Origin of the sequence: Pusillimonas sp. T2 (assembly GCF_002236805.1) — a bacterium.
Classification (GTDB): domain Bacteria; phylum Pseudomonadota; class Gammaproteobacteria; order Burkholderiales; family Burkholderiaceae_B; genus Neopusillimonas.
This window is the reverse complement of sequence record NZ_NIQA01000001.1, coordinates 459,707-473,100: the sequence shown is the minus strand read 5'-3', so window position 1 is coordinate 473,100 and position 13,394 is coordinate 459,707. Positions and strand designations below refer to the sequence as shown.

The 13,394-nt window shown below is 56.6% G+C and carries 11 protein-coding genes; 3 read left to right on the top strand and 8 right to left on the bottom strand.

What is annotated here, in order from left to right:
* Positions 1 to 23: 23 nt before the first annotated feature.
* Together PuT2_RS02160 and PuT2_RS02155 are read right to left on the bottom strand one after the other, a co-directional pair.
* Positions 24 to 1,199, bottom strand: coding sequence for an ABC transporter substrate-binding protein (locus PuT2_RS02160; RefSeq protein ID WP_093969376.1), 1,176 nt, complete (start codon positions 1,197 to 1,199; stop codon positions 24 to 26).
* Positions 1,200 to 1,243: 44 nt separating this feature from the next.
* On the bottom strand, positions 1,244 to 2,509 hold the full coding sequence (locus PuT2_RS02155) for a flavin-dependent oxidoreductase (RefSeq protein WP_093969375.1): 1,266 nt from the start codon (positions 2,507 to 2,509) through the stop codon (positions 1,244 to 1,246).
* Between the two features lie 182 nt (positions 2,510 to 2,691).
* Between PuT2_RS02155 and PuT2_RS02150 the strand changes: the two genes are divergently transcribed.
* Both PuT2_RS02150 and PuT2_RS02145 read left to right on the top strand, forming a co-directional pair.
* A complete protein-coding gene (locus tag PuT2_RS02150; RefSeq protein WP_093969374.1) occupies positions 2,692 to 3,738 on the top strand; it encodes an efflux RND transporter periplasmic adaptor subunit in 1,047 nt (348 codons plus the stop codon).
* Positions 3,735 to 6,794, top strand: a complete 3,060-nt coding sequence (locus PuT2_RS02145; protein ID WP_093969373.1) for an efflux RND transporter permease subunit — start codon at positions 3,735 to 3,737, stop codon at positions 6,792 to 6,794. The genes PuT2_RS02150 and PuT2_RS02145 overlap by 4 nt, the downstream gene beginning before the upstream one ends.
* On the opposite strand, the gene PuT2_RS02140 is transcribed toward PuT2_RS02145, so the two are convergent.
* The 5 genes from PuT2_RS02140 to PuT2_RS02120 all read right to left on the bottom strand — a co-directional run bounded on the left by PuT2_RS02140 (position 6,775) and on the right by PuT2_RS02120 (position 11,349).
* The gene (locus PuT2_RS02140) at positions 6,775 to 7,770 is read right to left on the bottom strand and encodes an AraC family transcriptional regulator (RefSeq protein ID WP_158213995.1); all 996 of its coding nucleotides are present in this window, start codon (positions 7,768 to 7,770) and stop codon (positions 6,775 to 6,777) included. The two genes, PuT2_RS02145 and PuT2_RS02140, sit on opposite strands and share 20 nt — an antisense overlap.
* A gap of 153 nt (positions 7,771 to 7,923) precedes the next feature.
* Positions 7,924 to 8,421 (bottom strand): flavin reductase family protein, encoded by a 498-nt coding sequence (locus tag PuT2_RS02135; protein ID WP_093969371.1) that lies wholly within the window; start codon positions 8,419 to 8,421, stop codon positions 7,924 to 7,926.
* Positions 8,418 to 9,518 carry an LLM class flavin-dependent oxidoreductase gene (locus tag PuT2_RS02130; RefSeq protein ID WP_093969370.1) on the bottom strand — a complete coding sequence of 367 codons (1,101 nt, stop codon included), beginning with the start codon at positions 9,516 to 9,518 and terminating at the stop codon, positions 8,418 to 8,420. Before PuT2_RS02130 ends, PuT2_RS02135 begins: the two co-directional genes overlap by 4 nt.
* 148 nt (positions 9,519 to 9,666) lie before the next feature.
* The gene (locus PuT2_RS02125; RefSeq protein ID WP_093969369.1) at positions 9,667 to 10,338 is read right to left on the bottom strand and encodes a cysteine hydrolase family protein; all 672 of its coding nucleotides are present in this window, start codon (positions 10,336 to 10,338) and stop codon (positions 9,667 to 9,669) included.
* Positions 10,339 to 10,365: 27 nt separating this feature from the next.
* Entirely contained in the window at positions 10,366 to 11,349 is a 984-nt protein-coding gene (locus PuT2_RS02120; RefSeq protein WP_093969368.1) for a TerC family protein, read from the bottom strand.
* Between the two features lie 113 nt (positions 11,350 to 11,462).
* On the opposite strand from PuT2_RS02120, the gene PuT2_RS02115 reads away from it, so the two are divergent.
* A complete protein-coding gene (locus tag PuT2_RS02115; protein ID WP_093969367.1) occupies positions 11,463 to 12,341 on the top strand; it encodes a LysR family transcriptional regulator in 879 nt (292 codons plus the stop codon).
* On the opposite strand, the gene PuT2_RS02110 is transcribed toward PuT2_RS02115, so the two are convergent.
* Positions 12,338 to 13,384 carry a metal-dependent hydrolase gene (locus PuT2_RS02110; protein ID WP_093969366.1) on the bottom strand — a complete coding sequence of 349 codons (1,047 nt, stop codon included), beginning with the start codon at positions 13,382 to 13,384 and terminating at the stop codon, positions 12,338 to 12,340. The two genes, PuT2_RS02115 and PuT2_RS02110, sit on opposite strands and share 4 nt — an antisense overlap.
* Positions 13,385 to 13,394 lie beyond the last annotated feature (10 nt).

Sequence of the window (13,394 nt, the reverse complement as noted above, 5' to 3'; positions counted from 1 at the left end):
CTTTTTTGTATTTGAACGCGTAATCAGGGCTGTTTGCCTGGATCTTTGAAGTTCGGGATAACGTCGAACTCTACGTTCTGTAGCAGACCGTCGACTTTCTTGACTTCGCGAATGTAAACATTCTGGATGATGTCGCGCGTTTCAGGGTCGATGGAGATTGGGCCGCGAGGGCTTTCCCAAGCCATGCCCTTGGCGCTGGCCAGGAAGGTATCGCCGTCTGATTTGCCACCGGTTTTCTTCAGTGTTTCGTAGATCAGGTGCATGCCGTCGTAGCCGCCAACCGTCAGGAACGTGGGGCGCTGGTTCGGATACATGGCTTTGTACTTCTGTTTGAATTCTCGGTTGACGTCAGAGTCGTGCGCCTCGGAATAGGTGAAGGACGTTTTCAACCCAATCGCGGCGTCACCGGTAGCGGCAATCAGGTCTTCGGTGGTGATGTCGCCGGTTGATAGCAGTTCGATGCCTTCTTTATCTAGACCGCGTTCGCGGTAGCCCTTGATAAATGCAACGCCTTGTTCACCCGCAGGCACAAACAGAAAGACGGCGTCCGGCTTGGCATCTTTGACACGCTGAAGGAACGGTGAAAAGTCGGGGCTTTGCACGGGCATGCGAATTTGCGCCGCAATATTGCCGCCGTTTTCGGTAAAGGTTTTGACAAACTGCTTCTCAGCGTCGTGCCCTGGGCCGTAGTCGGACACCAGGGTAATGACATTCTTCATGCCGTTCTTGGCGGCCCACATGGCATTGGGCGCTGTAAATTGGCCCATGGTGGATGAGGTGCGCAAAATGTAGGGCGACTTGGTTGTGATGGACGACGTTGCCGCGTTCATGACCACCATGGGCGTTTTTGTGCTTTCTGACAGCGGGGCTACAGCAAACGCTGCAGGCGTAAAGCCAAAGCCAGCCAAAATATTGACTTTTTCGTTAACCAACAGCTCTTGTGCTGCCCGCTGGCTGACAGCTGGCGCAATGCCGGTGTCGTCGCGCAATAGAAGCTCGACTTTGCGGCCGGCGACGGTGTCGCCGTGTACGTTCATATACAGTTTGACGCCGTCGAGAATTTGCTTGCCTATCGTTGAAAATGGACCCGATAAAGGCAGGATCAGGCCGATTTTCAGGTTTTCGGCATGTGCTTGCCCGGCGCCGATGAGGCCGCAGGCCAGGGCCAGGGTGCTCAGTGCTTTCTTGAAAGGTTTCATGGTTTGTCTCCTTGGTTTATTTTGATTTGGTAATGCTTGCGGGCTTATGCTGCAGAACTGGTTGCAGGTTTCTTTTGCAGGTCTTCGACCTTGAAGCCGGCGACGCTTTTGTAGCGGTTCGAAATGGCCTGCAGCTCTTCACGACTGATCACGTCGTTGATGTCGTTAAAGGGTTTGCCACCAGTGCGTTCATGCACTTCTTTAAGAATAGTGTCGGGCGGCGCGCTGCGATTGAACAAGACCACATCGGTGGTGGCCTTGTTGCGAATGCGGTCGTAGACCGTTAGTGCGCCCTCGTTAATGCCGTATTTTCTGAACTGTTCGATCAGGCACGGGGCGTCAAGAATGGCTTGCCCAGCCCCGTTCGAGCCCCGAGGCAGCATGGGGTGTGCGGCATCGCCCAGCAGCGTAATACGCCCAAAACTCCAACGTGGCAGCGGGTCTTGGTCGACCATGGGGTATTCAAGAATGGTCTCGGTCTTGGCAATCATGCCCGAGATATCCAACCAGTCGTGGTGGCGGTTTTCGAAGTACGAGAAGAAGTCTTCGAGGCGTCCGGCACGCGTCCAGTCTCGCACGACCGGGCGGTCGGACAAGGTTTCCGCCACCCAGTTGATCAGTTGGTTGCCTTCGGCGTCGATATTGTTGCGAATCGGGTAGATCACCATCTTGCCTACGTCGAGCCAGCCGGCGCGCACCATGCTGGCTTCGCTTAAAAAGGGCTTCATGGGCGTGACGCCGCGCCACATGTTAATTCCGGAAAACCGGGGCTCGCGTTCATTGGGGTACAACTGTTTGCGGATGACGGAGTGAATACCGTCGCAGCCGACAAGAATGGACGCCCTGACCTCTGAAGGTTTACCGTCGCTGTCGACAAAAGTAGCGGTAACGCCGTTGTCGTCCTGGGTCACTCCTGTGCAGCGCCGATCGAGCACAATCGCGTCATCGCCCAGGCGTTGTTTTACGGCATTGATCAAGACAAATTGCAGGTCGCCGCGATGAATCGAAAACTGTGGCCAGGCATAGCCGGCATCCAGACCCGCCGGTTCGCTGTATACAAATGAACCGTGGTGATCAAAGAAAATGGATTCTTTGGTCTTCACGCCTACTTTTTCCAGTTCGGGTACCAGGCCCAGGCGGTCGAGCACACTGACCGCGTGAGGCAGGACATTGATACCCGCACCCAGCGGCTTGATGTCAGGAACCGCCTCGTACAGGCGGCATGAAATACCGGCCGCGTGTAAATTGAGGGCAAGATTCAGGCCACCAATACCGGCGCCGACAATCAGGATTTCACATTCTTTGGACATGGTTTTGCAAGGTTCCTTTGGGGCTGAAGCAGATATGCGTCTATTTAAAGTCAAGCCGAGTCATTATGGAAATTTGAATATCTAATGAATTAATTAATATTGTTTATCTATTCAAAAATCTGCCCTGCATCGGGTGGCATACATACGGTACGATGCGATTCAGTTCAAATTTGGGGTAGTTCATGCGTTTTCTGGCTGTTGGCTTGGCGGTGGCGGCGTTGTTCTTGTCTGGTTGTGGCGAGGGTCGTGATACGGTCGCGGCAACGCCTGCACCGTATGTAAAGACCTGGACATTGCAGGCTGCCGAGGGGTCTGCGTTCAGCCTGTCGGGTGTGGTGCGTGCGCGTGTCGAATCGCCCCTGGCGTTTCAAGTGCCGGGCCGAATACTGGCACGTGCCGTTGACGCCGGGCAGGTTGTCAAGAAAGGGGCGTCACTGTTCCAGCTGGACACTCGCGACCTGGATGAGCAATTTCGCGAAGCCCAGGCGGGCGTGGTCGCTGCGCGCGCGGCCCAACGCATTGCACAAGACGACCTGACGCGCCATCGGCAATTGCTGGCCGGCAACGCCGTCAGCCGTCAGGCAGCCGATCAGGCCGAACTTGTGCTGCAAGAAGCACAGGCCAGACTGCAAGGGGCGCTGGCGCGCCAGACGCAGGCGAAAAATGCACTTGAATATGCGCGTTTGCTGGCGCCGGCCGACGGCGTATTGATTGATGTGACAGGCGATGTGGGGCAAGTTGTTGCGGCGGGCCAAACGGTCGCGTTGCTGGCTCATGCGGGCGAGCGTGAGATCGAGGTTTATTTTCCGCAAGGTGATCAGCCGCCCGCCAAGGGGCAATTGAAGTCCGACGGGGAAGCTATGGTGGTGCAGTTGCGCGAAGCGGCCGGTGCCGTCGATGCGCAAAGCCGTACGCTGCGCGCCCGTTATGCATTGCCGCCACAAGCGCCGGCGCTGCAGTTGGGGAGCGTACAGCGGTTAATGTTTTCGTTGGAAGAGACAGATGGCAAACTTTTCAGGGTACCTGTTGGGGCGCTGAGCGAACGGGGTGAGGGTCCTAATGTCTGGCTACTTAAAGATGGCACAGTCAGGCCTGTTCCGGTGACCTTGTTAAGGCTGGACACAGAAACAGCCTTGATACGTGCAGATCTTCAGGCCGGCGAAACAATCGTCGCGCTGGGTACCCATTTGTTGGTCGATGGCATGGCCGTGCAGGAACTCAGCAAATGAGTTTTCCCAATCTTTCGGCGCTGGCGGTCAAAGAGCGCGCCATTACGCTGTTTTTTTTGATTCTGGCGGTTATTGCCGGCATTTACGCTTTCATGGCCCTTGGGCGCGCCGAAGATCCGCCGTTTACGGTGCGCGCGCTGGTGGTGTCAGCCTACTGGCCCGGGGCCACGCCCGAAGAAATGCAGCAGCAGGTGGCCGACCGGCTTGAAAAACGGCTGCAAGAAGTCCCCAGTCTGTACAAAATCGAGACCTCGGTACGCCCGGGGCAAGTGAGCTTGCAGGTCGAATTTTTTGATCACACGCCTAAAGCGCAGGTACCCGATCTGTTCTACGAAGTACGAAAGCGCATGCAGGAAGAGGCAATCAGTTTGCCGGCCGGCGTTATGGGGCCCGTGGTCAATGATGATTTTGCCGATGTTTATTTCAGTCTTGTGGCGCTGACGGCGCCAGGCCTGCCCATGCGCGAACTGACGCGCGATGCCGAAGCGCTGCGTGACCGGATCCGTATGGTGCCGGGTGTACGTAAGGCGCTTGTGCTGGGCGAGCGGTCCGAGCGCGTGTTTGTCGAGTTCGATACTGCGCGTCTGAATAACTTGGGCATTTCGCCGCAGGCGGTGTTTCAAGCCATCGATGCGCACAACCGCTTGTTGCCCGCTGGCCACCTTGAAACCGAAGGACCGCGGGTTTATTTACGGCTGGACACTGACTTGTCTGATCTGGACGAACTGTCAGCCGTGCCGTTGCGCATAGGCGACCGTCTCATTCGCCTGTCTGATATTGCAACCGTGACGCCGGGATATGAAGACCCGCCAGGCTATTTGGTTCGGTCGCGCGGTAAAGACGCCATGCTGGTGGGCGTGGTCATGGAAAGTGGGGTGAATGGCCTTGAACTGGGTGAGCGGTTGACTCAGTTCGTCGTTAAAGAGCGTGAGACGCTATCTTTGGGGATGACTCTCGAGGTTCTGACTAATCAGGCCGAGGCTATTGCCGGCGCGGTAAGCCTGTTTCAGGTCAAATTTTTTGTCGCGATTGCGGTAGTGGTGGCCGTCAGTATGTTGGCTATCGGCGTTAAGGCGGGGCTGATTGTCGGTGTTGCCGTGCCGCTGACGTTGGGCATTACGTTTCTGGTCATGCTGCTAATGAACATCAATCTTGATCGGGTGACGTTGGGCGCGCTGATATTGGCTTTGGGGCTACTGGTCGATGACGCGATTATTGCGGTCGAGATGATGTTGGTAAAAATGGAGGCGGGTTGGGACCGCGTGCGTGCGGCGGCACATGCCTGGAATGTGACCGCAGCCCCTATGCTGTTTGGCACGCTGGTCACCGTAGCCGGCTTTATTCCTGTGGGTTTTGCACAGTCGGCCGTAGGAGAGTACACCGGCAATATCTTCTGGGTATTGGGTATTGCGTTGATCGTATCGTGGCTGGTGGCGGTGGTATTTGTGCCGTATCTGGGCGTAAAGCTGTTGCCCGACATGCCGGCGCATCATGGCGGCACTGCGGCGTATCAAACGCCGGGCTATCGTCGTTTGCGCACCTGGGTCACCTGGTGCGTAGTCCACAGAAAGACGGTGGTTTTTACGACGGTGGGGCTACTGGTAGTGGCTATTGTGGGCATGGCTACGGTCGTGCAAAAGCAGTTTTTTCCGGCTTCCGATCGGCCCGAAGTGCTGGTCAGTGTCTATTTGCCGCAAGGCTCCAGTATTGCCGCAACCGATGCAACGGTTCGCAAAATCGAAAGTTTGTTGGCCCCCGACGAGGATATTCGCAGCTTGTCAGCGTATATCGGCGCTGGAGCACCGCGGTTTTTTATTTCTGCCAGCCCTGAAATGCCCAACCCGGCTTTTGCCAAACTGATCGCCGTTACGCACGACGCCAAAGCTCGTGACCGGGTGATCGCCCGTTTGCAACAGGCGATTGCCGATGGGGCGTTCCCCGAGGCGCGCGTGCGAGTGACCGGTTTGTTGTACGGCCCGCCTGTGGTGTGGCCGGTGGCGTTCCGGCTTGTGGGGCCCGACCCGCATGTGTTGCGTGATGTCGGCCATGAGGTGCGTCAACGCATGCAGGCCAATCCGCACATTCTCGATGCCCATCTTGAGTGGGACGAGCGCGCGCCGCAATTGCATTTGTCGATGGACAATGCGCGCTTGCGGCTGTTGGGGCTGACGCCGCTTGAGGTGTCGCAACAGCTGCAGTTTCAGCTCGATGGCTTGGTCATTAGTCAGTTACGCCAGAATATCCGCACCGTTGATGTGGTGGCCCGCATGCAGAGCCCCTGGTTAGACGACGAGACCTCGCATGCTGATCTACTGGGGCAAATTGAAATTCTGACCCCCGAGGGACGTAAAGTACCCTTTGCTCATTTGGGTCAGGTCGAAACCCGTTTCGAAGAGCCTTTAATCAAGCGTTATAACCGGCAACGTTCGTTGATGGTGCAGGCCGACGTGCAGGGCGCACAACCCAATGATGTAAGTGTCGCGATATGGCTGACTCTGGCGTCGGTACGCGAGCAATTGCCGCAGGGCTATGACCTGCAGATGGCCGGAACGATTGAGGAATCAGGTAAGGGCGAGTCGTCGATTCAAAAGTTGCAGCCTGTCATGTTTGCCGCCATGCTGGTCTTCATCATGCTGCAAATGCGTTCGTTTTCGGGCACCTTTATGGTCGTGGCGACGGCCCCGTTAGGGCTTATCGGGGCGGTGCTGGCCCTGTTATTGTTCAATCAGCCGTTTGGCTTTGTTGCCTTGCTGGGCCTGACTGGCCTGGCGGGCATCTTGATGCGCAACACTTTGATCCTGACTCAGCAGGTGGCCGACAATTTTGATGCCGGCATGACGGCTTTGGAGGGTGTGGTTGAAGCGGCAGTGCAGCGCGCGCGGCCGGTGGTGCTGACGGCCCTGGCCGCTGTGCTGGCGTTTGTGCCGTTGACCCTGGACACTTTTTGGGGACCGCTGGCGTTTGTATTGATTGGCGGCGTGGCCGTGGGAACAGCCATTACCCTGTTGTTTGTGCCTGCGCTTTACGGCTTATGGTTCAGGATACGTGCCGCTTGAGCGTGGCCGATGGCAGCTCGCCAAACCGTTGCTGGTAGTCGGCCGAGAACTGCCCCAGGTGTGTAAACCCCCAGCGCAGAGCGACTTGGGTCACGTTGGTATGGGCCGCAGGGCGTTCGAGGTCGGAGCGTACACGCTCGAGCCGAACTTCTTTGAGCAGCTTTATGGGTGATGTATTGCGATATTTTCGGAACCCGGCAAACAGGCTGCGGATACTGACCCCGACATGTTCGGCGATGTCGCCGGCAGTAAGCGGCAGGTGAGCGTGATGTTGAATGTAATCTTCGGCGCGCTTGATAAACCCCGGAGCGACCGTGGTCGGGTCGATGGTATGTTGCTGGTTGTGCGACAAACTACATAGCAACGACACCATCAGAGTTTCTTCGAAGCGCGCAGCAATAAGCGGCTGATTGAAGAGCTCGCCTTCAGAGGCTTCGAGCAATTGCCAGTCGAGCAAACGCTTGAGCGATTGCGTGACCGGGGTATTTAGGGGGATAGCCGGATCAAAATTTAATGCCCCGCGTACCCCTTGCCCATAATATTGGGCACATTGCTGTTCGAAGGCGTTGCGCTCGACCCGAATGAACAGCTTTTCGGCATGGCGTTCGTGCCGCATGCGGAATTCGAGGTCGGGGCTAATGATGGTGGCAATGCTGGGGTTTGAGTGCACCGATTGCCGGTTGCATTCGATGGTTTCTTGCCCGGCAACCGGGATTTGTATCAGGTAAAAATCGTCGAGCTTGCCTGGCTCGATGTCGACAGTGGCGCCATAAAGCATTCGGCCATAGCTGACGCGCTTGCCAGGGCGAAAGTGTATTTGTGTATTAAGCGCCTGCGATTTGCCTACGACTTTCAGGTCGTGATCGCAAAAAATACGGCTGACCTGATGCCTGACTTCTTCGGCATCATGCGATGTGAACTTTGGGAAACGACTAAACAAATGGCTGCGCGGTTGCGCGTTGAGTGCCGCCTGCATGTGCATTTTCCTTCGGCGCCCGGGCCGGCCTGAAGCCGGAGAATGCGGCTGGTGAACCGGGGGAAACGCCCCAATGACATAAAGCTAACAGTTTATACCTAAACTGTTTTTTTGCCTCTGGGGGTTTCCCCGGGGGACCATTTCACATGTGGGCTATTGGCCCGAAAATGACCCGTAATTGCCTTGCCAGTACGCAAGTGGCTTAGGCCCAGGATTAATGTCGATCCGGGTGACTTTGCCAGCGATAAGTGCATGTTGCCGGTGCAGCCAGACTTTTTCGACGTCGCAGGCAAAAGCAGCCAGCGACCGGCGCGACAGCCAGACGCCGTCCGGGGTCTGGTACCAGTCGTCGTCGGCGTATCGGTCGTCACCTTTGCGTCCGCCTTTCCCCGAAAAGTGCTCGGCCACAATTTGTTGGCCATGCTGCAGCACATTGATGCCGAACTTGCCGGCTTTCTCGATGACAGGCCACGACGATGAGCTTTGGTTTACCGAAATGAACAGCTCGGGTGGGTCCATCGAAATGGACACCACCGATGTGGCTGTCAGGCCGGTTCGCTCGTTGCCGTTGGCGGCGGTAATGACCGAGACGCCGCCGGCCAGCTGGCGCATGGCGGCCCGGAATTCCTGGTTGAGTAATGCGTCGTTCATACAAATTTTTTGCGAATGCCACGTGATTCAAGGATGGGCAGCACGTTATCACGGAAATAGGGGAATTCTTCCGCGTAGTCAAAGAATGATAGCGTGGTACCGCCGAAACCGGCTTCGTGCAGTTGGGTAATGCCGTCTGCAACCTGTTCGGGCGTACCCACCAGCGGGAAGCCACCATGGCCAGCTGCGAAGCGCTCGCGAATCAGGGCCAGAAGGTCGTGCGGGAATGAATGGGCGTGTGCGAACTGAAGACGGATCAGGTTGTCGACGGCGGCCCAGTCGGCGTTGTCTTGCAGCGATTGCCATACCGCTTTGGCTTCGGCTTCGGTGGGGCGGCAAATGACATGCGAGAACGTCAGTACGCCCACTTTACGGCCTTCCTGGTCAAGGGCTTGTTGCTTGAGCTCTGCAACTTCGGTCTTTGAGCGCTCCAGGTCGATGGCGGGGGTAAACAGGAAGTCAGCGTTGCGTGCTGCAAATTCGCGGCCAAGGCCCGAACCGGCGGCGTTATAGATCGGGGGCATGGTTTGCGGCTTGGGATTGCCATAGACGCCCTTGAGTTGGAAGTATTTGCCGTTCCAGTCAAAGCGGCCGTCGTGTTTCCAGACCTTTTTGATGACGTCGAACCATTCCTGCGCATAGCCATAACGGGTTTCGTGGTCATCGGGCAGGCTCAGACCCAGGGCTTCGTATTCAGGTTTGTTCCAGCCGGCCACAATGTTCAGGCCAACGCGCTCGCCACTAATTTGGGCCATAGTCGCAATTTGCTTGGCAATCACGACCGGGTGATTGGCACTGGTGTGAATGGTTGCAAAGACAGTCAGCTGCTTCGTGTTGGCCAGCATGGCGGTGGCCCAGGTCACGGTTTCAAGTACATAACCATGAAAGTCGGTTTCGCCGCCGTAACCAATCCAGCGAGCGATGGGCAGCATGAAGTCCATGCCGGCGTCGTCCAGGAGCCTGCCGATTTTCAGGTTGCTTTCCCAGTCGGCTTTCCAGCGATTGGGCAATTTCGAGACGGTCATGCCGCCCGAGCAATTGGTTGAAAAGGTACCCAGCAGGAAGTGGTCCCTGTTCAGGAAGTTATTGGTTTTCATGAGGTCTCCGATGCACTATAAGTTGTGTTCAACAAGTTTGGCCGCAGCGGGGCAATGCCCGCCGGGCTGTAACCGAACAGTAATGTGCAGCGGAGGGGGGCGACTATCGGATTTGTGCACGCCTTGTCAGTATCGTGCACAAAAATGATTAGTCGGCGCGTAGCCGGGCAATGACCTCTTCAGTGCCCAGAACGTCGCCAAAGAATAGCAGCCAGCCTTCAAGCGAAGCCTGATGTTCTTGCGGGGTGACGGCCGATAGCGTGTCGTGCACCATGACGGTGACGTAGTCGAGCATCATGGCGTTACGGGCGGTCGATTCGCAGCAGACATTGGTGACGGTACCGCCTACAAGTACGTTTTTGACGCCTTTGGCTTGCAAGGCATCATGCAGGTTGGACGAACCGGGGCTTAGCGCGCTGTAGTAGCGTTTGATGATGCGCGTGTCAGACGGGGCGACGTCAAGCGCGTCGGGTATTTGAAACCCGTCGTGCGATTCGGATAACTCGGCCAGGCGTCGGGCGCTGTTTTTGGGCGCAAGCATGTTGTGCTGGAAGTGCGACCAGAATTTTTCGGCGCCGTCGGCACTGGTTTGTATCCAGATGACGTGCCCGCCTGCCTGGCGTAATGCAGCGGCCAGGGCGTTGACGGCAGGGAAGGTGGCTCGGGCTGCCTTGCATTCGCCCAGGTAACCAGGTTGCGTAAAGAAGTTTTGCAGGTCGACCACTACAAACGCCGTTTCTGCGGCGTTGAAGTGGTCGTACGGGTGAAGGCAGCCCTGGCGGGCGACGACGCGGTCAATGACGGACTGAGGGAATTCCATGATGTCTCCGGTGGCCGCCCGGCCCCCTTAGTGGGTGTCTTTAGGGGCGGCTGTTTTCTTCAAGCTTACGATAATACCGCCGACAATCAGCGTCATGGTCACACCCAGTGATACCCAGGCCGGGATCTTGCCAATAATGTTGACCAGGAAGATCTTCGAGCCAATAAAGACCAGAATGAGCGATAGCGCGTACTTCAGGTAATGGAAGCGGTGAATCATTGCGGATAGCGCGAAGTACAGGGCACGTAAACCCAGAATGGCAAAAATATTACTGGTGTAAACAATAAACGGGTCGGTGGTGATGGCGAAAATGGCCGGGATTGAGTCGACGGCGAACACCAGGTCGGTCAGTTCGACCATGACCAGGGCCAGGAACAGCGGGGTACCCATGCGCATCAGTCGACCGGTTTTTGGGTCGGTTTTCTTTACCCAGAATGCGTTGCCGTGCAGCTCGTTCGTTAGCGGCATGTGCTTTTTCACGAAGTTCAGCACGGGGTTCTTGGCCAGGTCGGGCTCGGCGTCCGCCATGATCCACATTTTGACGCCCGTAAACACCAGAAACGCGCCGAAGATGTACAAGACCCAGTCAAACTCGTTGATGAGCGCGGCACCCAGGCCAATCATGATGGCGCGCAGCACAATGACGCCCAAAATACCCCAGAACAGTACGCGGTGCTGATACTTTGGCGGGATGGCGAAGTAGCTGAAAATAAGTGCAATGACAAAAATATTGTCCATTGACAGCGATTTTTCGATCAGAAAGCCGGTGTAGTAATCAAGGCCCTGCTGGGCGCCCATATACCACCAGACCCAACCGCCAAAAATCAAGGCCGCCGTAATGTACCCCGCCGATAGCAGCAGGCTTTCGCGGATACCGATTTCGCGCTGTTCTTTATGCAGCACGCCCAGGTCGAGCACCAGAAGGGTGATAACAATTAGAAAGAAGAACAGCCAGGCCCAGAGCGGCATGCTGGCCATGGGGGTCGACAGGAACGAAATGAGCTCAGTCATGATGAGGTTGCCATTTAAATTGGACGGGGTTAGAAAACAGGGCCAATTGTGCCTGTCTGTTTATTTCTAATAAATCATCATAAAATTGAATTTAACTTCGGTTTTTTCGAAATATGATCAATTACCGTCATCTGTACTATTTTTGGGTTGTGGGCAAAGAGGGCGGTTTTTCGCGGGCGGCCGATCGTTTGGGCGTGGCCGTCCAGACCGTATCGGCGCAGGTGCGCGCACTCGAAGAGTCATTGGGTTGTCAGTTGCTCAAGCCCGTAGGGCGCGGCGTGGCGTTAACCGATGCCGGAAAGACCGCATTCACACGTGCGGAAGAAATCTTTCAGTTGGGCCAGCGTTTGCCCCAAGAGGTCTTGCAAACGGCTTCCAGACCGGTGGTGCGTTTGGCGGTGGGCTTGTCTGACGGCATCTCCAAGCTTGCCGCTCATGCGTTGTTAAAGCCTGTCCTGACGACGCCCAATTTGCACCTGGTGTGTCACGAAGGCGAGTTCGATCCGTTGCTGGGCGAATTGACCCTGCATCATATCGACCTGGTGCTGGCGGGCCAGGCGGCTCCAGTCAACGCCAATTTACGGGTCAAGAGTGAACTACTGGTGTCGTCGCCCATCGACTGGTTCGGGCCTTCGGCATGGGTCAGCAAAAAACAGGTTCAGGCGTTTCCTGCGTGCCTGGCTCAAATCCCCGTTCTGTTGCCCACCGGGCATTCGGAATTACGTGCGTCGCTCGATCGTTGGTTTGCCGAAATTCGCGTGCAACCCAACGTGGTGGGTGAGTTTGAAGACAGCGCTCTGATGGCGGTGTTTGCGGCTCAGGGGTTGGGCGTTTTTCCGGTCAGCCGCTTCGGTGCCTTGCAAACCAGGTTGCTCAAGGGTTTGCGACGTTTAGGCGGCGACGACTGGGTTCGCGAAGAGGTTTTTGCGATCAGAAACCGGCGCGGAGAGCAGCACCCCCTAGTGTCGGAAGTGTTGGCCCATGCGCTTTAGGGCGCTGCGCGCATGCGGGCTTCCCATTGTTGCAGCGGCAATGCCGGGCTGGCACTGATAGTGCGTGCAATCACCGCAGTCAATGCTTCCAGGCCACGGTCTGACGGCCAGCGAGACGGTTCGACAACGGCCCAGCTGCCGTCGGGGTTTTGCTGTGCGACACGGAATCGGAACGAGTAATAGCCCGTAGCCAGACCCATGCGCAAGTCGGTGGCTACCAGTTGCTTGTCGATCACGTCGTAGCGGATCCAGTCCCCCGAAAACCATCGCAGCCCGTTAAGCATGTCGGCGTTGCTAAGCTGGTCGGCCAGTGCGGTATTGAGCGGCGCCTTGATGTATTCGAGGGGTTGGCCGTCTAGAACGCTGGTAACGTATTCAAAGTAGTGGTCGTCATCGGTGCGCGCCACCACCCGCCACAGCAGAATATTGAACGGAGCCGGCGTTGAGAACACGGCGTCAACACTAACGCCGCTTTGCGCCAGGGTCGTGCGCACACGCGATTCGACCAGATTTTTGGCCAGCAGCGAAGCGCACAGATACACCACACACCAGCCTAACGCCCAGGCATTCATTTTTTGCACGGCTGGACGCGCACCCCAGGCAAAGGCCGCCATTGCGGCCAGCAGCATGGGCAGGGTGAAGAGCGGGTCGATGATGAAAATGCTTGACCAACTGGTCGGTGTTGGCATGAAGGGCCAGAACAGCTGCGTGCCATAACTGGTAAAGGCGTCGGCCAGTACATGTGTGATGAAGATCAGCCACAACGTGGCAAATAGCCGCTTCCAGTCGTACTGTGTGGCCGGGGGCCATTTGCGTATCAGCCAGGTCAGCAAAAGCGACAACCCGGTCAGAACAAACACCGAATGCGAGAACCCGCGATGGTTGATCATGTCGGCAATAGGGTTGCCGTATCGAATGATGACATCGAGATCTGGCAGCGTGCCCAATACGGCGCCTGCAATATAGGCTTTGCGACCGTGGTATCGGCCCAGCATGACGCCAGAGACGCTGGCGCCCAGTACGGCTTGAGTGACGGAATCCATAGTTGATGAT